Genomic DNA, 21,648 nt, shown 5'->3' with positions numbered 1-21,648 from the left:
GTATCCGCGCGGTAGGTCACGCTCACGACTGGCTCCCCACGGCCGCCAGCGCGGCGGCCTTGGCAGCAGCAGCCGCTTCGCGCTCTTCGATGGTCTGGGCGACCTTGTCGCGCAGGTAGATCGGCATGGCCAGCGCGGCATCGATCGCCTCGCCGCGCGCCAGGGCCCGCAGCGCGATGGCTAGCAGCGGCTGCGCGTGGGGCATGGCCTCGGGCAGCACACGCGTGGCATGCGCCAGGCCGGCCAACCGTTCGCCAAAGACCGTGGCGGCGTTGCCGGCCACCCAGAATTCGCCAGCGGGCAGGGCCACGGTTTCCGGGGGACCGACCTGCATTCGCGTCTCTGTCGCCCATTCGTGCGCGACGTCGTCCCAACGGAAGGCGGCGGAATAGGCTTCGTCCATGCGCGCGTCCAGCGCAACCAGCACGGACACCTCGGGCGGCAGCGCGGGCGTGGCGCCGCGGGCGCTTTCCGCGCAGGCCATCAGCGTATTGACCGGAATGACCGGCAGCCCCGCGCCGAAGGCCAGCCCCTGGGCCACGCCGCAGGCGGTACGCAGGCCAGTGAACGAGCCCGGCCCAGCACCAAAGGCAATGGCCGCGCAGTCGGCCAGCGCAATGCCGGCTTCGGCCAGCAGCTCACCGGCCGCGGGCAGCACGCGTGCAGAAGACCGCGCGCCGGTATGGTCATGGCGAGACCATGACTCGACCGCGCCATCGGCCGTGGCACGGCCCAGTGCAACAGAACACCACTCGGTGGAAGTTTCGACAGCAAGAATCCAGGACATGGCGCGATTGTAGCCGGTGGCGCCCCAAACCGAGTCCTTCCTCGGTTTTTTGGCAGGCCTGCGTGCCGGATTGGGGACTATCATCGGGCCATTCTTTTCCCCGACCTCCCCAGGAGACCCCATGAGTGACCTGCAAGCCCGCTTCGAACAGGCCCAGACCGACGTCAAGCAACTGAGCGAGCGGCCCAGCAACATGACGCTGCTGCGCCTGTACGCGCTGTTCAAGCAAGGCAGCGAAGGCGACGCCCACGGCGACAAGCCGGGCATGACCGATTTCGTCGGCCGCTACAAGTTCGAAGCGTGGGAAGCCCTCAAGGGCACCAGCCGCGACGCCGCGATGGAAAGCTACATCGCCCTGGTGGAAGAACTGCGCAGCGGCGCCGCGAGCTGAGGTTCGCCGGCGTCCCCGCCTCAGTTGAGCGGCACCGGCTTCGGCCGGATGCGCCAGGACGCCAGGATGGCCGTGGCGATCACCACGCCCACGGCCAGGAAGGTTTCATCGAAGGCGCGGATGCGCGCCGCCTGCGCCAGCACATCGCCGCCCTGCCCCAGCACCGCGCCGTGCTGGTTCAGCCGCCATTGCAGGCCGACGCCCGCCAGGCTGACACCAATCGCCCCGCCAAGCTGGCGCACGAAATTGATGCAACTCGATCCCTGTGCGATCAGGGAGAAATCCACGCCACGCATCGACCCGAGCGTCAGCGACGGCAGGATGCAACCGAGGCCAATGCGTCCGAGCACTGCCAGCGCCACCAGCAGCAGGTACGGCGTGGATGGCGAGCCCGTCGCCATCAGAAGGAACGACAGCGACAGCAACGCCAGCCCGAACGACACCTGGTAATGCGGCGAGACCCGTTGCGTCAGGCGCCCCGCCAGCGCAATCGTCAGCGCCAGCGCGACGCCGGCCGGCAGCAGCACCAGGCCCGCGCGCGACGGCGTGTAGTTCAGCGCCATCTGCATGTACACGGGCAGCAGGTAGGTCGAGCCGAACAGGCCCGCGCCATAGATAAAGGCCACCACCGCGCCAGCCGAGAATTGCCGGTAGCTGTACAGCCGCATGTCCATGAGCGGATCGGCCGCGCGCAGCTGCCACATGACGAACGCCACCACCAGCACCACGCCCAGCCCCGCCAGCATCATGCCGGCGGCCACGCTTTCGCGCAGTTCGACCAGCCCGTTCAGCAGGCAGACCGTCGCGACCCCGGCCAGCGCCAGGCCGCGCCAGTCCAGCGGCTTGCGCTCGCCCATCATGATCGAATCGACGGCCATGAAGCGCCGCGCCATGGCTGCGCCGAGCAGGGTCAGTGGCACCACGACAAAGAAGATCGAACGCCAGCCAAAGGCTTCCACCAGGAAACCGCCCAGGCTCGGGCCCAGCGCCGGCGCCAGCACCACGCCGAAGCCGAACAGGCTCATGGCCCTGCCCTGCTCGCGCTCGTCGAATACGCGCAGCACCAGGATGCTGGGCAGCGGCTGCATGATGCCCGCCGCGACGCCCTCTGCCACGCGCATGGCAATCATCACGCCGTAGGTCGGCGACAGCCCGCCCACCGCGCCACCCACGCCCAGCAGCGCGAGCGCGCCCAGGAACGTGCGCCGCAGGCCGTAGCGATTGAGCAGCCATGGCGTGAGCAGCATTGCCAGCGTCATCGCAATCATGAAGCTGGCCGCCACCCATTGGGCGCGTTCCTGGCCGAGCACGAAATGGCGGCTCAAGTCAGGAATGGCAACGTTGATGATGGTGGACGAGACAATGGACGACATCGTCCCCAGCATCAGCGTCACCAGCACCAGCCAGCGCAGCCGATCGCCATAGCGCGTGCGCAGCGCCGCCCGGGTCGGCCCGCCCGACCCGCCGCCGGATGCCTCCGGCGCGTGCGGGATCCGGCTCACCCCAGGCGCCCCGTAGCGGCGATCTCGCGAATCTTGCGGACGGTGTCGAGGTCGGCTTCGTGGTAGGCGGACTTGACGATCTCGGCGTAGCGGTCGTCGCCGCTGGCATCCACCGCCGGCATGGTGGTGTCGTAGATGAAGCGCAGCAGCAATGCGCCCGGCGCTGGCGTTTCGATCACCATCGTCAAGGTGCCGCCGGCATGGTCGGCCGTCGCGGCGGTCTCGTAGCGGACCTGGCGGCGCGGTTCGAATACCACGCGGTCATCGATGGTCGCCGCGCCGAAATGCAGCACCCGGTCGATCCAGCCGTCGCCACGGCCAACGACTTCAGCACGGTCGAGGCCCAGGACGAACAGTTCGGGCGACTCGGCGCGCAGGACCAGCCCTTGCCAGAGCTGGTCAGGCGTAAGCGGATCCAGTTGAGGATTGCCTGGATCATTGATCTCTACCAAGTGCTCGAAACGCAACTTCATTCTCCGTATTTTGATGTAATCGATATTATGAAGTGTCTTGACTGTTCGTCAGCACCATTTCACTGCGCAGCGCAGCATCTGCGCCACGCCCGTCCGGAGCCGCCGCATGTCCCTCGCCACGTGTCCTGAAGTCGATCCCCTGCAAGTCCTGGTGTATGCCGATTCCCTCTCATGGGGCATTGTGCCCGGCACGCGCCGGCGCCTGCCGTTCCCCGTACGCTGGCCTGGGCGACTGGAACTCGCGCTGAACGCCGACGGGGGCGCCCCGGTCCGCATCATCGAAGACTGCCTGAACGGCCGCCGCACGGTCTGGGACGACCCGTTCAAGCCGGGACGCAACGGCCTGCAAGGTCTGGCGCAGCGCATCGAGATCGATTCCCCGCTCGCGCTCGTGATCCTGATGCTCGGCAACAATGATTTCCAGTCGATGCACCCGCACAACGCCTGGCACGCCGCGCAGGGCATCGGCGCGCTGGTCAACGCCATTCGCACGGCGCCGATCGAGCCCGGGATGCCGGTGCCGCCGGTGCTGGTCGTGGTACCGCCACCGATCCGCACGCCACGCGGCCCGCTCGCGCCCAAGTTCGCCGGCGGCGAGCACAAGTGGACTGGCTTGCCGGACGCGGTGCGGGAGGTATGCGACGCGCTCGGATGCCCGCTGTTCGATGCCGGCACGGTGATCGAGAGCAGCGCCGTCGACGGTGTCCATCTCGATGCCGAGGCGCACCTGGCGCTCGGCGACGCACTGCAGCCCGTGGTACGCGAACGCCTCGCCCGGTGACAACCCTCCTGACAGGAGTTGTCAGGAGCGCCGGCGCACAATGCGCGGGCATTTCCCCGAAGCTGTCAGGAGACCGTGATGGAGTTGCTGATCAATATCGATGTCGATGACCTGCCGCGCGGCATCGGCTTCTATCAGGAAGGACTGGGCCTGCGCCTGAGCCGCAAGCTGTTCGACGATACCGTGGCCGAGATGACGGGCGGCGCCACCCCCATCTATTTGCTTGCCAAGCCGCCCGGCTCTCGCCCGACCACGCGCGCCAACACCCGGCGCGACTACCGCCGGCACTGGACGCCAGTGCATCTCGATTTTGTCGTCGACAACCTCGAAAGCGCCATCGAGCGCGCGCTGGAGGCAGGCGCGGAACTCGAGGACTGGCCGCAGGAGTTCGACTGGGGCCGGCAAGCCACGCTGTCGGATCCGTTTGGGCATGGGCTTTGTTTTATCGAGTGGCGGGGCGAGGGTTATGGGTTGATTCGGCACTAGCCATGGAGGAAAAGACCCGCAGAAAGGATGGGGCCTATTCAGAGGATTCTGCTGGTTCCGCCGGGACCGCCCTGGCACAGTGATGCAACCGCGCGACAAGGTTCGCAAGGTAACACGACGCAGGGCGTCTGTTATAACATTGTGCTGCCGCACTGATTCTGACTGGCAAGCAAACGAGGGGGCGCAATGAAGGCAGTGATTCGCAAGATGGGTAACTCGCAAGGCGTGCTGATTCCGAAACCGATCCTCGCCCAACTTGGTCTGGAAGATGAGGTTGACATGGAAATTGAAAACGATGCGCTCGTCATCCGGCGCCCGAAGAACAAGCCGCGCCATGGCTGGGTGGAAGCCAGCAAGGCCATCGCCGCAGCCGGGGACGACGCCCTGGTCCTTGGCGACTTTCCCAACGCTGACGATGAGGACCTGCAATGGTAAGTCGTGGGGACGTCTGGCTGGTTGCACTCGACCCGACTGTTGGCAGCGAAATCCGCAAGACGCGTCCTTGCGTCGTGATTTCGCCGCCTGAACTCCATGACCATCTGCGCACGGTCATTGTGGCGCCCATGACGACGGGCAGCCGCCCGGCGCCCTTCAGGACCCCGGTCACGTTCCAGGGAAAAGCTGGGCTCATGTTGCTTGACCAGGTCCGCACCGTCGATCAAGGCAGGCTTGTCACAAAGGCCGGTACGGTTGTCGACGACGCCCTGCTTGCAGCGCTGAAGACACTACGCGAGATCTTCGCAGACTAGCGCGGCCCGGCGTCGCGCCCAGGCATTAAATGCCAGCTTTGTTGCCCTCGCCAGCTTCATAAGCATATGAAAAAGAAATAGACGCCAAAATTCCCTGCGCGGCCCCGTTTGGACGCAATTGCGTTAATCTTGGACCGCGCCCGCCCGGACATATCCAGCCGGGGTGAAGCGCCTTTCAAGCCACAAGCTTCCAATAACATCCAAACTCTCCTATGCGCAGCATCTCCCTTTACAAGCGTCTGGCGGTTGCGGTGTCCGCCTTTGGCCTCATCGCCGCGGCGGGCAGCGTGTCGGCCCAGGAACAGACCATCCGCGTGGGTACCGTCAGCGGTCCGGACTCCGAAGTCTGGCAAGTCGTGCAGAAAGTGGCCAGGAAGAACGGCCTGAACGTGAAAGTTGTGGAATTCAACGACTACGTCCAGCCGAACGCCGCGCTGGACGCCGGCGACCTGGACGCCAACAGCTTCCAGCATCAACCCTACCTGGACAGCCAGATCAAGCAGCGCGGCTACAAGATGGTGAGCGTGGGCTACACCTATATCTCGCCGTTGGGCATCTATTCGAAGAACCTGAAGTCGCCGAAGGACCTGCCGCAGGGCGCCAAGGTGGCCGTGCCCAACGACCCGTCGAACGAGAACCGCGCGCTGCTGCTGCTGCAGTCCCAGGGCGTGATCAAGCTCAAGGCCGGCGCGGGCACCAACGGCACCAACGCGACCCCGCTGGACGTGGCAGAGAATCCCAAGAAGCTGAAGATCGTCGAACTCGACGCCGCGCAGCTGGCCCGCGCCCTGCCGGACGTCGGCGCCGCGGTCATCAATACCAACTACGCGCTCGCGGCCGGCCTGCAGCCGACCAAGGACGCGATTGGCCTCGAAGACATCCACAGCCCGTACGCCAACATCATCGTGGTCCGCACCCAGGACAAGGACAAGCCGTGGGTAAAGAAGCTGGTGGCGGCTTACCAGTCTGAGGAAGTGAAGCAATTCATGAAGACCCAGTTCAAGGGCGCGATGGTGCCGTCGTTCTGATCGATGGACCGGGATGCGGGACCAGTCCCGCATCGGCCAGCCCTGCAATCGGGGCTGGCACCCATACCGACCCCGCTTTGGCGGGGAAACCGGCGGCCCGCCAATCGATGCATGCTAAAGTGAGCGTCCTTCAACGCTAGAACTCCGCATGCCGCGCCGCGCCAATGATTCCACGCAGACACCTGACAGGCCCCCTGCCCGTCACACACGGTGCATCGTGGAGACCCCGCGTGAGCCGGCACGCCCAAGCGATCGCCCCCCACGCCCCCTGATTTGATCCGGTAGTTGTGAATCCGCCGGCAAGCGCCGTGGAACGAACTGGCCCGCCAGTCCCGCCATTCCCGCCATTCCGTCGCGGCTGTGCCGACTACCAAGGGCCGTCGGAATCGCGCCATCTTTCACCCTTCAATCGTGACCATGCCTCAACGTCTGCCTTTTACAAGTAGCATGCTCTCCGCGGTGGTCCGGCTTGTTGCCGCCCTGCCGTTGCCAGTTGCGCATGCGGCCGGGCGCATGCTGGGGCGGCTCGTCTATGCCCTGCCCGGCGGATACCGCAGGCACCTGCAGCAGAACGCCATCCAGGCGGGCTTCGCCGCGCCGTCTTTCGCACGCAAGGCCGCGGGTGAGACCGGCGCCATGATGACCGAGCTGGCCCATGTCTGGTTTCGCCTCGACGACTGCCTCGACAAGGTGATTTGCGAAGATTGGGACGTGATCGAGAACACCCTGGCGGAAGGCCGCGGACTCGTCATGCTGACGCCGCACCTGGGATGCTTCGAGTTGGCGGCACGCTACGCCGCGGAACGGATCCCCCTGACCATCATGTTCCGGCCCCACCGCAAGGCGCTGTTCCGGGACCTGCTCGATACCGTGCGCGGCGCTTCGAAACTGAAGGCGTTCCCCGCTACCGCGCAAGGCGTGCGCGCTTTCGTGCGCGCCTTGCGGCAAGGCGAGGCCGTAGGCTTATTGCCTGATCAGGCGCCCAAGGGCGATGGCGTCTGGGCACCGTTCTTTGGCCGCAAGGCCTATACGATCACGTTGCCGTGCAAGCTGGCCTCGCAAACCGGCGCACCGCTCATCATTGCGGCTGGCGAGCGCCTGCCCGGTGGGCGTGGCTGGAAGATGCACGTCAAACGCCTGACCGGACCCATGCCGCAGTCCACTGAAGCGCAGGCAGCGTGGATCAATGCCGAGGTGGAGGACATGGTCCGGCGCTTCCCCGAGCAGTATCTGTGGGGATACAACCGCTACAAGGTTCCGTCGGGCGCTGTAGCGCCCGAGGCGGATGGCGCGAGCACCGTCAGTTCGACGTAACGGCCGCCAGCCCGGCAAGCACCGCCCCTACTTCAGGTACTTCATCGTCGCAACGCCCGTTGCGACCAGCAATTCCTCATCCAGCCAGACTTCCGCGCGGGAAAAGAAAATCGAGCGCCCGCGCCGGTCGACCATCCCTTTCGCGGTCAGCAGCTTGCCGGTCCCGTTGCTCAGGAAGTTCGAGGTCAGCGAAAGCGTCACGGCATGCAGCGGTGCCTCGCCCGCGGGCGAGTAAAGGCCGGAATAGCCGGTCGCGGCATCGAGCAACGTGCACAGGGTGCCGCCGTGGATCACACGGCTGCGGTTGAGCATATGGGACGCAACGTCCAGCTCCAGTTCCACGTAATCGCGGCGCCACTGGGTGATCCTGACACCCGCGCTTTCCAGGGCGGGGTTGTCAAGGCAGAAACCGCCGCACTCTTCACGGATGGCAACATCGGCGGCGCTGGCTGTCTGGGGGGCTTGATCGTTCATTTCAAAAAAGGGCGCAATAACAAAGCCGTACCTTCAGGCGTTTTGCCCCGTCGCGTAAAGCTCGATTTCGCGAACGGTCCCTTTTGTCGGCGTGAATGCCGGCGCGGACACCCGGCGACTGCCGCCGCAGTCAACGCGTTGACGAAGGCTGATACCCGTCCGTCAGCGTCTTCAGGAAGGCGATCACGTCGCGCATCTCGGCCTCTGTCATTAAGGGCTTGTCGCCCGGCTTGCCACCAAACGGCGCCTCCACATTGACGTTGTCATGATACTGCGCGGGAAGATCGTCGAACTTCCGCACCTTGCCGTCCTTGCCGCGCGGATACCACTTCTGGGGCTTCACGTCGCGCTCGGCATAGAAGTGCAGCACCTCGTCCAGCGTGTGGAAGATCCCGTTGTGGAAGAACGCCTTGCGCAGGGCGGCATTACGCAATGAGGGCGTACGGAACCGGCCGCAGTAGTCCCCTCGGTCCTTGAGGTCAGACCGGTCCGGGCCGCACAGCCCCATGTCGAAGAAGCGAGGATCGGCGTTGCTCGCCAGCTTGCGATTGCGCGGCACGCCGACAGCAATAAACCCGAAATCCGAGAACGCCGGGAACGCGCCTTCGCGTATGTCGCCCGGATGGCAGGCCGCGCAGTTGCCTTTGTTGGGATCATTGAAGACGCGCAGGCCCCGTGCTTCCTGCGGGCTCAGCTTCGCCTGGCCGCGCAGCACTGCATCGTATTTGCTGGTGTACGGGTAGAACTCGGACGGCGTTTCCTGGAACACCTCCAGCGCCATCAGCACGGCGTCGAAAGCGGTGTCGTCATCATCAAGCACGTCCTGGCCGAGCACCTTGCGGAAGGTCTCGGCATAGGGCCCGTTGCGAATCTTCCTGACCACGACAATCGGCTCGCCGTTGGCCATCTCATGCCCGGACAGCAGCGGGATGCGCGCCTGCTCGTGCGCGGAGTTCGCGCGGCCATCCCAGTTGTGCCCGCCGGTGGGGCCCTGGTCTTCGGCATCGTTACCGTCGTTCTCGTGATAGTGATCGGTGTAGCGCGGCACGTTCTGCACGTAGCGCAGCGACGGTGCCGCGCGTACGCCCGTGCGCGTCAGGCTGGCGCCGCCAGGCTGCACCGACAGGTCGTTCGGCGGCCCGTAGGCATGGTCGGGGCTGTGGCAGCTTGCACAGGACTGCCTGCCCGAGGCCGACAGCGACGGATCGAAGAACAACGCCTTGCCCAGCGCCGCCAGCACCCGGATATCCGGATGGCGCTCGGCCATCATCGCGTAGAACGGCTTTGGCGCCGCGGCTTTCGGCGCGCTGGCCGCGACGGCCCCGGATGTCGCAACCGATGCCGCAACCGGTGGTGTCACCGCAGACGTCGCCGCGTGGCTGTCCTGCTTGCCGCAACCCGTGGTCACGCTCGCCAGCAGCGCAATCAGCAATCCGGCGGCGATGCGAACCCAGGCAAGCCACGACGGAAACGCGGCATGGAAAAGCAACGGCGGCAGGGACATGACTAAACGATGACGGCGCGATGACGAAGGAATGGCGCTGAAGGCTATGCCGCTTTTGTGACATCGGCATGTCGATGCATCGAAGCGCCATGCGCCACAGCCATGTCCCGTGATCGCTTTGCAGGGCAGCACCCACAACATCAACCTGACACATAGGCCGCTCAAACTCGCGCCGCTCCCCAGCAAAGAACCTTCACGGTTCTTGGAAATACATCGGTACTCCCACATAAGAAAGAGGAAACACCATGAGCCGTCTCACACGACTGTGGCCGCTGGCCGCTATCGCCGCCGCATCGCTGGCCGCCTGCGGCGGCAGCGATTCCGGCAGCACCGCCACCACTGCCGCCCCGACCACGTCGGGCGTTGTCACGGGCAGCTACTTTGAGCACGCCAAGGTCTGCATCGACGCCAACAGCAACGCCCAGTGCGACAGCGGCGAGGCATCGGTCTACACCGACGCCAAGGGCGCATTCACGCTGAACGGCCAGGGCCCGGTCGTGGCCGAAATTGGCACCGACGCGTTCCGTAACGACGACGCCGGCAACCACGCTGCAGTGATGCGCAAACTCGTATTCCGCGCGCCGGCCCGCGCCAACGGCGTGATCAGCGCCATTTCCACCGAACTGGCCGCGCTCATGGATGCCAACGGCGGCGACCTCGACGATGCGCGCACCAAGCTGGCCGCACGCCTGGGCGTGTCCGCGGACAAGCTGCTGGAAGACCACAACAAGGAAACCGACAGCAACGTCAAGGCGGCGCTGCAGGCCGAGATCGAACAGGCCATTGACCTGATCGGCACCGCGGTGGCATCGGGCGGTGACATTGGTATGGCGATTCGTGACGGCGTAGCCAAGCGCCTGGCACTGAACAACATCAAGACCGTGGTGGTGATCTACGCCGAAAACCGCGGCTTCGACAATCTCTACGGCTTGTTCCCCGGCGCCAACGGCATTCCGGGCGTGAACTCCAGTGCCCAGGGCACCGTGGAACTGCAGAAAGACTTCGACGGCACCACGTTGGCATCGCTGCCGCCGACCTGGGGCGGCTTCACCGCCTCGGGGCAGAGCGTCACCCTGCCACAAGCCAGCACCGTGGGCTGGGCCAACAAGCCGTTCCGCATCGATGACCCCGCTGGCGTCAACGGCACGGGCACCGTGGTCGGCCAGAACGTGACCACGCGCGACCTGGTGCACCGCTTCTACAACAACCAGATGCAGATCAACGGCGGCAAGAACGACAAGTTCACCGCGTTCTCCGATGCCGGCGGCCTCGTCATGGGCTACTACGACGGCAGCAATATGGCCATGTGGAAGCTCGCCCAGCAGTACACGCTGGCCGACAATTTCTTCATGGGCGCGTTCGGCGGTTCGTTCCTGAACCACCAGTACCTGGTGTGCGCCTGCGCGCCGATCTATCCGAACGCCGAGACCTCGGTCGCTTCGGGCTCGATTTCGAAGATCGATGTGGATGCCAACGGCAACTTCAAGAACCTGACGCTGAAACCGACCAGCCCGGCCAGCATCCTGACCGGCACGGCCCAGTACCTGAACGACAGCACGCTGACCGCCAATGACGGCACGGGCGTCTACTACGCCGTCAACACGATGCAGCCGCCGTACCAGCCGTCAGGCAACGCCGTGGCCAGCGGCAACGCCGCCTATGCGGATCCGACCAGGGCCTCGACCATGCCGACGCAGTCGCAAACCAACATCGGCGACCTGCTGACGGCCAAGGGCGTGGACTGGGCCTGGTACGCCGGCGCCTGGAACGCTGCCACCGCCGATGCCCCGAACGCGACGCGCAGCGTGATCTACGCCGGCACGACCCAGTTCCAGCCGCATCACCAGGCCTTCAACTACTTCAGGCGCTTCGACCCGGCCACCGCCACCGGCGCTGCCGAGCGCGCGGCGCACCTGAAGGACTTCGACGCCTCGTTCCTGCAAGACGCCGCCGCCGGCAAGCTGCCGCCCGTGACGTTCTACAAGCCGCAGGGCAACCTGAACCAGCACCCCGGATATGCCAGCGTGGCCGACGGCGACGCGCATATCGCCAGTGTGATCGCCCAACTGCAAAAGAGCCCGCAGTGGAACAACATGCTGATCGTGGTGACGTACGACGAAAACGGCGGCTTCTACGATCACGCGGCGGTGCCGAAGGCCGACCGCTGGGGCCCGGGTACCCGGATTCCGGCCATCGTGATCTCGCCGTTCGCCAGGCGCGGCTTTGTCGACCACACGCAGTACGACACGGCATCGGTCCTGCGCTTCATCACGCACCGCTTTGCACTGCCAACGCTGCCGGGCCTGAAGTTGCGCGACGATGCGCTGATCGCCAACGGCAAGCCGGCCATGGGCGACCTGACCAATGCGCTGACGTTCCCGGCGCAGTAATCGCAGTCCGGTAGTCCTGTCCCAATGGCAAGGGGGCGGCTGCGCAAGGGGCCGCCCCCTCGTTGCATCAGGGAGATGCAGTGCAGCAGGATCAGGACACGCTGGTCAAGCCGTCGACGCCTCGGCAAGAATGTCGCGGATCGCCTGCTCGAAGGCCTCGACCGGTTGTCCGCCGCTCACCAGATAGCGTCGATTGAAGATGATCGCCGGCACCGAAGTCAGGCCCATGGACTGGTTCTCGCGCTCCGCCTCGCGCACGTCGTCGGCATAGTCGCCGCCCTGCAGCACCTGGCGCGCGCGCGTGGCGTCCAGCCCCACCGATTCCGCGATCTCGACCAGCACGTCATGGTTGCTCGGATCCCTGCCCTGGCCATGATAGGCCTCGAGCAGCGCCAGCTTGAGCGGCAACTGGCGGCCTTCGAGCCCCGCCCAATGCAGCAGGCGATGCGCATCGAAGGTGTTGTAGACCCGTGTGCGCGGCCCGAACGTGAAGCCGACCGACGTACCGCGCTCGCGGATCATGTCCTGCGTTTGCGCAATCTGTTCCGGCGTGCGCCCGTACTTCTTCCCCAGGTATTCGACAATGGCTTCGCCACCGGGCGCCATGTCCGGATTCAGTTCGAACGGATGCACGGCGATCTCGGCGTCCACTGCATCGCCAAGGCGCGACAGCGCCAGGCGCAGGGAGGACAGGCCGATGGCGCACCATGGGCACGAGATATCGGAAACGAAGTCGATGCGAAGCGGTTGGGTCATGGTGTCTGTGTCGCAAATTGCCGATCTATAACGGTAGCCGATCAGGGTAACGCGAATTGCCGGGACTTGCAGAAGCCGGGTCGGCCGAGTCGAAGATGCCGTCAGGCAAGAGAATTGCGTCATGCCCGCCGAAGCCGCACTGCTTTGAGACATTCCACTCGAGGATCCTGCCATGGTCGCCCAGACGGAAATCGCCCGAGACCGCATCACGGAACTTGACAGCGTGATTCAGCAGACGCGCCTGAGACTTCGCGCACACATACAACTGATACGCGCCGCGCGACAGGAAGGCCAGGATACGCACTTCGCGTATCGCCTGCTTCGCCTTTTGCGGGAAAGCCTTCGTGCGCTGCGGCATGCGCGCAATGTAGAAATTGCACTGCAGTGTACTTATTTCTATTGCTGGCAGGTACAAAGGCGAAACGCGATGGACCAGCGCAAGCCCTGCGCCGGAAGGCATAGCGGTTCGTGACCGCTTCATTACCGACAGTCGGCAAGCCGCGCCACTTTAATATGGCTTTCGCGCGGTATTTTCGGTCCGCGCCATAACAATGTCAGCCCACGCCGCCGTCCGCGCGATGGGGTCGGGAACAAAAGATGCGGAACTCCTGCCACGACCGAGCAGGAGGGGCGAAATGAAAGGCATGCGCTATAGCCGGCAGGAGTTGCAGGAGCTTCGGCAGCTTCTGCTCATGGAGCGGGACATATTGCCGCTGGATCAGCGCATTGCAACCTTGCGGAAAGAAATCCGCGTGCGCCTGCATCATTTGCGGGCGCTGAAATCGAAAGGCCACCCCATGCATCATTCGATGAAGGTGTTGGGCTTGCTGTGCCGCACGCTGGCCGTGGAACGCACCTACCGAAAGGCAATGCTGAAAACGATCGTGCCGGCTTCGAAGACGACCGTGTGAAGCGCTGCACGCGTTTCCAGGAACAAAAAACCCGCGGCAAACACCGCGGGTTTTTCATTTCATCAAGCCTTGGCTGGCTCAGACTTCTTCGTACAGCGGCAGCGTCAGGAACTCGGCGAAATCTTCCGACGTCGACATCTGCTCGAAGATCTCGGCAGCGCGGTCATAGGTCGGGGTCTTGCCGCCAACTTCAGCCTTCACCTTGGCCAGCTCTTCCGGGATCAGCTTGCGCACCAGCTCGGCCGTGACCTTGGTGCCGTCTTCCAGCTTACCCTTGGGCGAGCGGATCCACTGCCACACCTGCGAACGCGAGATTTCGGCGGTGGCCGCATCTTCCATCAGGTTGTGGATCGGCACGCAGCCGTTGCCAGCCAGCCAGGCGCCCAGGTAATGGATGCCGACGTTGATGTTCATGCGCAGGCCGGCTTCGGTGATCGGGGTTTCCGGCTGGAAGTCCAGCAGGTCCGAACCCTTCACGTGCACGTCCGGGCGCTGCTTCTCGAACTGGTTGGGCTTGTCGCCCAGCACGGCCACGAATTCCTTCATGGCGGGCTCGACCAGGCCCGGGTGGGCCACCCAGCCGCCGTCGTAGCCGTCGGTGGCATCGCGCCGCTTGTCGCTGATGATGCCCTGCATGGCGATGGCGTTCTTCTCCGGATCATTCTTGATCGGGATCAGGGCGCTCATGCCGCCCATGGCGGGCGCGCCGCGATAGTGGCAGGTCTTCAGCAGCAGCAGCGCGTAGGCACGCATGAACGGCGCGGTCATGGTGACCTTGGCGCGGTCGGCCAGGCAGAAGTTCTTGTCGTTCTTGAACTTCTTGATGCACGAGAAGATGTAGTCCCAGCGGCCGGCGTTCAGGCCGGCGCTGTGCTCGCGCAGTTCGTACAGGATTTCATCCATTTCGAACGCGGCGAGGATGGTCTCGATCAGCACGGTGGCCTTGATGGTGCCTTGCGGCAGGCCGATTTCGTTCTGCGCCATCACAAAGATGTCGTTCCACAGGCGTGCTTCCAGATGGCTTTCCATCTTCGGCAGGTAGAAGAACGGGCCGTCGCCACGGGCGATCTGCTCCTTGGCGTTGTGCGTCAGGAACAGCGCGAAGTCGAAGATGCCGCCCGAGACGCGCTTGCCGTCGATGGTGACGTGCTTTTCGTCGAGGTGCCAGCCGCGCGGACGCACCTGCAGCGTGGCGATCTTGTCGTTCAGCTTGTACTGCTTGCCCTTCGATTCCAGGGTCAGCGTGCGGCGCACGGCGGCCTTCAGGTTCACCTGCCCCTGCATCTGGTTGTGCCAGTTCGGGGTGTTGGAATCCTCAAAGTCAGTCATGTAGCTGTCAGCGCCCGAGTTGAAGGCGTTGATGACCATCTTGGCTTCGACCGGGCCGGTGATTTCCACGCGGCGGCATTCCAGGGCCTTGGGGATCGGTGCGACCTTCCAGTCGCCTTCGCGGATGTGCTTGGTTTCGGGCAGGAAGTCGGGGACTTCGCCGGCGTCCAGGCGCTTGGCGCGCTCGACGCGGGCGGCCAGCAGTTCCTGGCGGCGCGGCTCGAAGGCGCGGTGGAGCTTGTCAACCAGCGCCAGGGCTTCCGGCGTGAGGATATCTTCGTAGGCCGGCAGGATCTCGCCGGTAATCTTCATGCCCGCGGGCAACGTGATAGCCATCAGTCTTCTCCTGTTAGTCGATAGCTGGTTAGAGAGTCGACCCCTCGTTGTCGTTCAGACGTCCACGCCCCTGGCGCGGACAAAATCGAGCAGGTCATTCATGTCGTGCCCGGTGCCGGAGGGCGCTACGTCGAGCCGCTCCGCCGGATGGCCGGCACGATTGATCCAGAACGTGGTGTAGCCGAACCAGGTGGCGCCACAGGCATCCCAGCCGTTCGAAGAGACGAAAAGGATCTCTTCGGCTGGCAGCTCGAATGCCTTCGGCCCGAGCGCATAGGCCTGCGGGGCGGTCTTGTACTGACGCACGGCGTCGACCGACAGTACATGGTCGAACAGGCCATGCATGCCCGCGCTCTTGACCGAGATATCGAGCATCTCGGCATTGCCGTTGGACAGGATGCCCAGCGGCAGTCCGGCGCGGCGCAGCCGTTTCAGCGCGCCCAGGTTCTCGGGAAAGGCCGACAGGCATGCATACTCCTTGAGCAGCTGCGCCTCGGTCGCGTCGTCCAGCGTCACCTTCAACCGTTCCGCGGCATAGCGCAGCGAATCCACGGTCAGGGCCCAGAATGGCTTGTAGTACTTGCCATCGGGGCTCGCCATGGTGCGGACACGGGTGTAGTCGATCTGCCGTTCGCGCCACAGCAGCGCCAGCGCTTCGCCCTTGCCCGGGAACAGTTGCTCCGCGCGCGCCGTGACGGAATACACGTCGAACAGCGTGCCGTAGGCGTCGAAGACGACTGCGCGGATCTTGTTCATGAGGCGCTCTGGTTTCCTGGGTCAGGTCTGGCCGTAGGCGGTTGCGTGGGGCTGTACACCATTGAATGCATGGAATTGTAGGCAGTCGCTGCAGTGCGGCAAAGTCGGCCCGGGTCACTTGATCTTTTACTTTTCGACATCTAATCTTGGCTGACTTGTTCGACAATAAACACCAATTCCCTCTCATTCGCGCAAGATCCCCGTCCCTCGGCACATCCGGGTGATCGCGCAGGCATCGCAAACAAACATTCGTGGACCATTTCAAACAACTGGAGACTTTTGTATCGGTGGCCTCGCGCGGCAGTCTGTCCGCGGCCGCGGCGGCGGAAGGCGTGGCGCCGGCCATCATCGGGCGGCGCATCGACGCGCTGGAAGAACGGCTGGGCGTCAAGCTGCTGATCCGCACGACGCGCAAGATCAGCCTGACCTTCGAGGGGTCCGCCTTCCTGGAAGACTGCCAGCGCATCCTGAACGACCTGCACAACGCCGAGGCCAGCGTTTCCGCGGGTGGCGTGAAGGCCAGCGGCCACCTGCGCGTCACGGCGCCGGCGGGCTATGGGCGCAAGCATGTGGCGCCGCTGGTACCGCTGTTCATCGAATCGCACCCGGATGTGACGATTACGCTGGATCTGTCCGACCGCGTGGTGGACCTGGTCAATGAAGGCTTCGATTGCGCCATCCGCCTGGGGGACCTGCCCGATTCCAGCCTCGTTTCCATCCGCCTGGCGGACACCCGCCGCGTAGTGGTGGCATCACCCGACTATCTGTCGCGCGCGGGCACGCCAGCATTGCCGGAGGACCTGCAGCATCACAACTGCCTGGCTTTCGGCGCCAGCGCCAACGTCCAGCGCGGCTGGGTTTTCCAGCAGGAAGGCCGAGCCGTTACGGTCAAGGTCGGCGGCACGATGGAATGCACCGATGGTGCCGTATTGCACGAATGGTGCCTGCAAGGTCACGGGTTGGCGTGGCGTTCGTGGTGGGAAGTCGGCAACGAAATCGCCAGCGGCCGGCTGGTGACGGTGCTCGACGAATTCCAGGCACCCCCGATCGGCATCCACGCGGTGTTTCCGCAGCGCAAGCACCTGCCACTGCGGGTACGGCTGTTCATTGACCATCTGAAGAACACCTACGGCAACCCTGCCTACTGGCGCCGGACCGAACAGGCTCCGGCGCACCCGGCAATTTCCGCCATGGCCAGCTGAAGCCGGCGCGCGCAGGCGAACGTGCGCTGTCGCACTTTGTTGCAATTGATATAGCGCAATGCCCTACTCGGCACACTGACTACAATGCAGTTCAGACAGGCGCTTTTCCGGTCTAAGCCAAGGTCGTGTAAAGGTGGTAACCGGGCCTGCCCTCCCCTCATCCCCCGCATGAAAGGAGTCCTGCATGTTCCAACACATCCTGCTTCCCACTGACGGTTCCGAACTCTCCAAGAAGGCAATCAACGGCGGATTGGAACTGGCCAAGGCCATTGGCGCGCGCATCACCGCCTATGTCTGCCTCGAGGAGTATCCGTACACCCCGTTCAGCGAAATCGTGGTCGAGGCGCCGCAGGCCTTCAAGGACCGTATCGAAAACCAGGCCAAGCTGTACCTCAAGGAAGTCGAGGGTCTCGCCGCGGCTGCGGGCGTTACCTTCGACTCCGACATGTCGACGTTCGCGGTGCCCTATCTGGGCATCATCGACGCCGCGGAGCGCCACGGCTGCGACGTGATCTTCATGGCTTCGCACGGCCGGCGCGGCTTGTCCGGCCTGCTGCTGGGCTCCGAAACCCAGAAGGTGCTGACCCACACCGACATTCCGGTGATCGTCTATCGCTGATCTCCTAGCGTCGGCCGCGGGCCGCTGATCTGTGACCGGGCCGGGGAAATTTCCCGGCCCTTCTTCATTGGACGCTGCCGGCTTACGCTGGCTTACGCAGCGCGCTCAGGAACCCTTGCTGATGCGCTCCTCGATATGCTGGGCGCGCGCGTCCGAACCCGGGTGCGAAGAGAACATGCTGGACTTGCCGCCATCGAGCTTGGCCAGTTTCTGGAACGCGGTTACCAGGCCGCTGGTGCTGGCCTTGTTCTTCGTCAGCAGGTCGAACGAGTAATCGTCGGCCGCCGATTCCTGTGACTGCGAGAACTGCGCGTTGATCAGCTTCTCGCCAAGCTCGCCCAGTTGCGAGGACGACAGCGCGGCCACCGCACCGTTGCCGGCTGCTGCCGCCGCGCCGCGTGCGGCGGTCGCGGTGTAGGCCACCTGCATTGCCTTCTTGGTGTGGCCCAGCGCCACGTGGCCGAGCTCGTGGCCCAGCACGCCGCGCACCTCCTCGTCGGTCATCATGTCCATCAGGCCGCTATACACGCGCACGCAGCCGTTGGCCATGGCCCAGGCGTTGACGTCCTTGGTCATGTAGACCTTGGCGTTGACGTTCGGCAGGTCGGAGTTCTTCAGCCCGGCCATAACCTTGGCCAGACGCCGGCCATAGGTGCTGTTGGCCGCGGCGATCTTGTTGGTCTTGTCCGATTCGGTGCAAGCCTGGTCCGACAGGCTCCTGACGTCGGCGTCGCTGAGCGTAGCCGCCTTGGCCACGCTCGAACCGGCAGCCATCATGCCGTCAAGGTTGGTGCCGGCACAGCCGGCCAGGGTCGCGGCAGCGGCCGCTGCCAGGGCAATGTAGAGAGGTGCTTTCATGTTGTCGCGGAATCAACGCACGTCAGGCGTGCAAATGGAATGTGTCTTGGATGTGCATTGAATGTGTCATTCAAGGCCACGGGACTTTATTCCACTTTTGCGGCAGAGCGGACGGGTTGATGCGCGATAACCACCAATTATGACAATTGATTACATTTGGCTTGCTCCGTTGTGCTGCAGCCCTTTAAAAAAAAACCGCGCCGCCTCCTGAGAGAAACGGCGCGGCGCCTGAAAAAGAAGCGCGTGATGGTCGCACGCGCTTCTTGTGGTCTGCTGAACCAAGAGACTACTCGGTTCCCCCCGATCTATGTTTCAGCAAACGGTGGCCAGGAGAGTCAGGCCACTTTCTTGTCTTCGAAGAACTGCTCGTCTTCGGTCGATCCCTTCAGGGCGGTCGTCGACGACTGGCCGCCTTCGATGGTCTGCGTCACGGCATCGAAGTAGCCAGTGCCGACTTCGCGTTGATGCTTGACGGCGGTGAAACCCTTCTCGGCCGCCTTGAATTCGGCTTCCTGCAGCTCCACGAACGCGCTCATCTGGTTGCGGGCGTAGCCGTAGGCCAGGTTGAACATCGAGTAGTTCAGCGAGTGGAAGCCGGCCAGCGTGATGAACTGGAACTTGTAGCCCATGGCGCCCAGTTCCCTCTGGAACTTGGCGATCGTCGCGTCGTCGAGGTTCTTCTTCCAGTTGAACGACGGCGAGCAGTTGTAGGCCAGCATCTTGCCCGGGAACCTGGCGTGCACGGCGTCGGCAAACTTTTTGGCGAACTCGAGGTCCGGCTTACCGGTCTCGCACCACACCAGGTCCGCCACTTCCGCGTAGGCCAGAGCGCGCGAAATCGACTGCTCCAGGCCATTGCGAACACGGTAGAAGCCTTCCACGGTGCGCTCGCCGGTGCAGAACGGCTTGTCGTTTTCGTCCACGTCCGAGGTCAGCAGGTCAGCAGCTTCTGCGTCGGTACGGGCGATCACCAGGGTCGGCACGCCGGAAACATCGGCAGCCAGACGGGCCGCGGTCAGCTTGGCAACGGCTTCGCGGGTCGGGACCAGCACCTTGCCGCCCATATGCCCGCACTTCTTCACCGAGGCCAGCTGGTCTTCGAAGTGAACGCCGGCGGCGCCCGCTTCGATCATCGACTTCATCAGTTCGAACGCGTTCAGCACGCCGCCGAAACCGGCCTCGGCGTCGGCCACGATCGGGGCAAAGAAATCGGTGTCGCCGGTGCCTTCGCTCCATTGGATCTGATCGGCGCGCTGGAACGTATTGTTGATGCGCTTGACCACTTGCGGCACGGAATTGGCCGGGTACAGCGACTGGTCGGGATACATTTCACCGGCCAGGTTGGCGTCGCCGGCGACTTGCCAGCCCGACAGATAGATGGCCTTCAGGCCGGCCTTCACCTGCTGCATGGCCTGGTTGCCGGTCAACGCGCCGAGCGAGTTGACGAACGGCTCGGTCTGCAGCAGGTTCCACAGCTTTTCGGAACCCCGCCGGGCCAGCGTGTGCTCGACCTGGACGGAACCGCGCAGGCGTACCACGTCTTCAGCGGTGAAATTGCGCCGGATGCCTTTCCAACGGGGGTTGGTGTCCCAATCCTTCTGCAGTGCCTGGATCTGTTGTTCGCGGTTCATATCACTCTCCTAGCGACAAATTGGGGAATGGCAAAGAAAACTGGTGACGTCCGCCCCTGTTCCGTTCTTCTGGCCGAGGGAAGCGTTTTTGGCGCCTTGCAACCTGTGTCTTATATAAGAGTTTAGAGAAGCATCCCGCGACGCAACAGCCTTGAATGCAGCTTGCACACTGATTTTTTATTCAACCAAATCAAATAATTACATAACTTATTTCGCAATGCGGGAAATGGTTTTTCATCATGAGAAATGACGTTGTGCTCTGCAAACTACGCAATTTTGCCGTTCAAAACATATTTCCACATTGTGAAATTTGGGCAGAAAAAGTAACTTCCACATGGGCGCGGGGGCGGCAGAGCCGCGCGGCGGACCGCTCGCTACAAAAAAAGGCGCCACAGATGGGCGCCGTTTCGATTCAGTAACGAAGGGGTATCAGACCGCAGCGGTATCGCGCGACTTGCGGTAAGCCACCCAGTCGCCGCCTTCAATACGCGGCAGGCCCGAGACCGCCGCATCGGCCACGGGATACAGCAGGCAGGTCACCAGCTGGCCATCGTGCAGCACGGCGTGCTGTGCGCTGATGAACAGCGATGACTGGCCGGGATAGATCTCCTCGATCTCGTCGAGCACCGGCACGAGCGCGTCGGGCACCTCATAGAGATCACCGACCGCCGGGCCGGCCTGGGGATCGAGCACCAGGCCCGGATAGGTACCGAAGTCATAGAGCCGGCCTGCAATCGTCGCCGTGCCGAGCAGCGTGGGCGCGGCAATGCCGTGCTGGCGCGCCGCGGCGTTCAGGTCGTTGACCTCGCCGGCGCGCAGGGTGCCATAGACAAAGACCCTGGCCATGTCAGGCACCGAGCTTTTCTTCGGACACCAGCACGCCGTCCGCATCGGCGTAGATCCAGTTGCCCGGGCGCACCACGGCGCCCGGCATCTGCACCGCGATGTCACGCTCGCCGGCGCCGCGCTTCTGGCTCTTCTGCGGATGCGTGGCCAGCGCACGAATGCCGATGTCGCAGACCTCCAGCTCGGCCGTATCGCGCACGCAGCCGTTGACGATGATGCCGACCCAGCCGTTCTTCTCGGCCAGCAGCCCGAGGTTGCCCCCCACCAGCGCGCAGCGCATCGAGCCGCCGCCATCGACCACCAGCACGCGGCCCTGCCCTGGCGATTCCAGCGCCTCGCGCACGAGCGAATTGTCTTCAAAGACCTTCAGCGTGGCGGCCTGGCCGGCAAAGGCCAGTTGCTTGCCGAGCGCACGGAACCCCGGCGCCATGACGCGCAGCGTTCCGTCGGCCAGGCGCAGTTCGTTGGCATCGCACAGATCGGTGGTGGCATGTTTCATCGAAAACTCCTGCAAGGAAGAAAATC

The 21,648-nt window shown here is 64.0% G+C and carries 24 protein-coding genes; 11 read left to right on the top strand and 13 right to left on the bottom strand.

Annotated features, from left to right (window positions below; translation table 11 throughout):
* Positions 1-22: 22 nt before the first annotated feature.
* Positions 23-787 (bottom strand): tRNA (adenosine(37)-N6)-threonylcarbamoyltransferase complex dimerization subunit type 1 TsaB, encoded by a 765-nt coding sequence (gene tsaB / locus AC3FKH_RS20805; RefSeq protein ID WP_488677698.1) that lies wholly within the window; start codon positions 785-787, stop codon positions 23-25.
* A 121-nt stretch (positions 788-908) separates the two neighbouring features.
* Here tsaB and AC3FKH_RS20800 point away from each other — a divergent pair, with 121 nt between their 5' ends.
* Positions 909-1,178 carry an acyl-CoA-binding protein gene (locus AC3FKH_RS20800; protein ID WP_483729605.1) on the top strand — a complete coding sequence of 90 codons (270 nt, stop codon included), beginning with the start codon at positions 909-911 and terminating at the stop codon, positions 1,176-1,178.
* 20 nt (positions 1,179-1,198) lie between these two features.
* Here the strand turns inward: AC3FKH_RS20800 and AC3FKH_RS20795 are convergent, their stop codons facing one another.
* Together AC3FKH_RS20795 and AC3FKH_RS20790 are read right to left on the bottom strand one after the other, a co-directional pair.
* Positions 1,199-2,680 carry a DHA2 family efflux MFS transporter permease subunit gene (locus tag AC3FKH_RS20795; protein ID WP_488677697.1) on the bottom strand — a complete coding sequence of 494 codons (1,482 nt, stop codon included), beginning with the start codon at positions 2,678-2,680 and terminating at the stop codon, positions 1,199-1,201.
* Positions 2,677-3,153 (bottom strand): SRPBCC family protein, encoded by a 477-nt coding sequence (locus tag AC3FKH_RS20790; protein WP_488677696.1) that lies wholly within the window; start codon positions 3,151-3,153, stop codon positions 2,677-2,679. Before AC3FKH_RS20790 ends, AC3FKH_RS20795 begins: the two co-directional genes overlap by 4 nt.
* Before the next feature lie 106 nt (positions 3,154-3,259).
* Here AC3FKH_RS20790 and AC3FKH_RS20785 point away from each other — a divergent pair, with 106 nt between their 5' ends.
* From AC3FKH_RS20785 to AC3FKH_RS20760, 6 genes are all read left to right on the top strand, one after another.
* Positions 3,260-3,934 carry an SGNH/GDSL hydrolase family protein gene (locus tag AC3FKH_RS20785; protein ID WP_488677695.1) on the top strand — a complete coding sequence of 225 codons (675 nt, stop codon included), beginning with the start codon at positions 3,260-3,262 and terminating at the stop codon, positions 3,932-3,934.
* A gap of 78 nt (positions 3,935-4,012) precedes the next feature.
* A complete protein-coding gene (locus AC3FKH_RS20780; protein ID WP_488677694.1) occupies positions 4,013-4,420 on the top strand; it encodes a VOC family protein in 408 nt (135 codons plus the stop codon).
* A gap of 186 nt (positions 4,421-4,606) precedes the next feature.
* Complete coding sequence (locus AC3FKH_RS20775; RefSeq protein ID WP_483708319.1) at positions 4,607-4,855, top strand: AbrB/MazE/SpoVT family DNA-binding domain-containing protein; 249 nt, start codon at positions 4,607-4,609, stop codon at positions 4,853-4,855.
* Positions 4,849-5,169, top strand: a complete 321-nt coding sequence (locus tag AC3FKH_RS20770; protein ID WP_488677693.1) for a type II toxin-antitoxin system PemK/MazF family toxin — start codon at positions 4,849-4,851, stop codon at positions 5,167-5,169. The genes AC3FKH_RS20775 and AC3FKH_RS20770 overlap by 7 nt, the downstream gene beginning before the upstream one ends.
* Positions 5,170-5,381: 212 nt before the next feature.
* Positions 5,382-6,197, top strand: coding sequence for a MetQ/NlpA family ABC transporter substrate-binding protein (locus AC3FKH_RS20765; RefSeq protein WP_488677692.1), 816 nt, complete (start codon positions 5,382-5,384; stop codon positions 6,195-6,197).
* A gap of 447 nt (positions 6,198-6,644) precedes the next feature.
* A complete protein-coding gene (locus AC3FKH_RS20760; protein ID WP_488677740.1) occupies positions 6,645-7,511 on the top strand; it encodes a lysophospholipid acyltransferase family protein in 867 nt (288 codons plus the stop codon).
* Positions 7,512-7,538: 27 nt separating this feature from the next.
* Here the strand turns inward: AC3FKH_RS20760 and AC3FKH_RS20755 are convergent, their stop codons facing one another.
* Positions 7,539-7,985, bottom strand: coding sequence for a PaaI family thioesterase (locus AC3FKH_RS20755; protein ID WP_488677691.1), 447 nt, complete (start codon positions 7,983-7,985; stop codon positions 7,539-7,541).
* A gap of 130 nt (positions 7,986-8,115) precedes the next feature.
* Positions 8,116-9,489 carry a cytochrome-c peroxidase gene (locus AC3FKH_RS20750; protein ID WP_488677690.1) on the bottom strand — a complete coding sequence of 458 codons (1,374 nt, stop codon included), beginning with the start codon at positions 9,487-9,489 and terminating at the stop codon, positions 8,116-8,118.
* Between the two features lie 245 nt (positions 9,490-9,734).
* Here AC3FKH_RS20750 and acpA point away from each other — a divergent pair, with 245 nt between their 5' ends.
* Positions 9,735-11,879: an acid phosphatase gene (gene acpA, locus AC3FKH_RS20745; RefSeq protein ID WP_488677689.1), complete on the top strand. Its 2,145-nt coding sequence runs from the start codon at positions 9,735-9,737 to the stop codon at positions 11,877-11,879.
* A 105-nt stretch (positions 11,880-11,984) separates the two neighbouring features.
* Here the strand turns inward: acpA and AC3FKH_RS20740 are convergent, their stop codons facing one another.
* Together AC3FKH_RS20740 and AC3FKH_RS20735 are read right to left on the bottom strand one after the other, a co-directional pair.
* The gene (locus tag AC3FKH_RS20740) at positions 11,985-12,635 is read right to left on the bottom strand and encodes a DsbA family oxidoreductase (RefSeq protein WP_488677687.1); all 651 of its coding nucleotides are present in this window, start codon (positions 12,633-12,635) and stop codon (positions 11,985-11,987) included.
* 25 nt (positions 12,636-12,660) lie between these two features.
* On the bottom strand, positions 12,661-13,095 hold the full coding sequence (locus tag AC3FKH_RS20735; protein ID WP_488677685.1) for a hypothetical protein: 435 nt from the start codon (positions 13,093-13,095) through the stop codon (positions 12,661-12,663).
* Between the two features lie 175 nt (positions 13,096-13,270).
* On the opposite strand from AC3FKH_RS20735, the gene AC3FKH_RS20730 reads away from it, so the two are divergent.
* Complete coding sequence (locus AC3FKH_RS20730; RefSeq protein WP_488677684.1) at positions 13,271-13,546, top strand: hypothetical protein; 276 nt, start codon at positions 13,271-13,273, stop codon at positions 13,544-13,546.
* Between the two features lie 78 nt (positions 13,547-13,624).
* On the opposite strand, the gene aceB is transcribed toward AC3FKH_RS20730, so the two are convergent.
* Together aceB and AC3FKH_RS20720 are read right to left on the bottom strand one after the other, a co-directional pair.
* Positions 13,625-15,211, bottom strand: a complete 1,587-nt coding sequence (gene aceB, locus AC3FKH_RS20725; protein WP_488677682.1) for a malate synthase A — start codon at positions 15,209-15,211, stop codon at positions 13,625-13,627.
* A gap of 54 nt (positions 15,212-15,265) precedes the next feature.
* Positions 15,266-15,967, bottom strand: coding sequence for a haloacid dehalogenase type II (locus tag AC3FKH_RS20720; RefSeq protein ID WP_488677680.1), 702 nt, complete (start codon positions 15,965-15,967; stop codon positions 15,266-15,268).
* 251 nt (positions 15,968-16,218) lie between these two features.
* Here AC3FKH_RS20720 and AC3FKH_RS20715 point away from each other — a divergent pair, with 251 nt between their 5' ends.
* Both AC3FKH_RS20715 and AC3FKH_RS20710 read left to right on the top strand, forming a co-directional pair.
* A complete protein-coding gene (locus AC3FKH_RS20715; RefSeq protein ID WP_488677679.1) occupies positions 16,219-17,169 on the top strand; it encodes a substrate binding domain-containing protein in 951 nt (316 codons plus the stop codon).
* A 184-nt stretch (positions 17,170-17,353) separates the two neighbouring features.
* Positions 17,354-17,788, top strand: coding sequence for a universal stress protein (locus tag AC3FKH_RS20710; protein ID WP_483708328.1), 435 nt, complete (start codon positions 17,354-17,356; stop codon positions 17,786-17,788).
* Between the two features lie 105 nt (positions 17,789-17,893).
* Here AC3FKH_RS20710 and loiP read toward each other — a convergent pair whose 3' ends face one another.
* From loiP to rraA, 4 genes are all read right to left on the bottom strand, one after another.
* Complete coding sequence (loiP, locus tag AC3FKH_RS20705; protein WP_488677678.1) at positions 17,894-18,646, bottom strand: metalloprotease LoiP; 753 nt, start codon at positions 18,644-18,646, stop codon at positions 17,894-17,896.
* Positions 18,647-18,981: 335 nt separating this feature from the next.
* Positions 18,982-20,277, bottom strand: coding sequence for an isocitrate lyase (gene aceA, locus AC3FKH_RS20700; RefSeq protein WP_488677677.1), 1,296 nt, complete (start codon positions 20,275-20,277; stop codon positions 18,982-18,984).
* 429 nt (positions 20,278-20,706) lie between these two features.
* Positions 20,707-21,123, bottom strand: a complete 417-nt coding sequence (locus tag AC3FKH_RS20695; protein WP_488677676.1) for a gamma-glutamylcyclotransferase family protein — start codon at positions 21,121-21,123, stop codon at positions 20,707-20,709.
* Position 21,124: 1 nt separating this feature from the next.
* The gene (rraA, locus tag AC3FKH_RS20690) at positions 21,125-21,622 is read right to left on the bottom strand and encodes a ribonuclease E activity regulator RraA (protein ID WP_488677674.1); all 498 of its coding nucleotides are present in this window, start codon (positions 21,620-21,622) and stop codon (positions 21,125-21,127) included.
* Positions 21,623-21,648 lie beyond the last annotated feature (26 nt).

The sequence above is a fragment of the Cupriavidus sp. 21MJTG02-4 genome (genome assembly GCF_057798975.1).
This window is presented reverse-complemented; position numbering and strand designations above follow the sequence as displayed.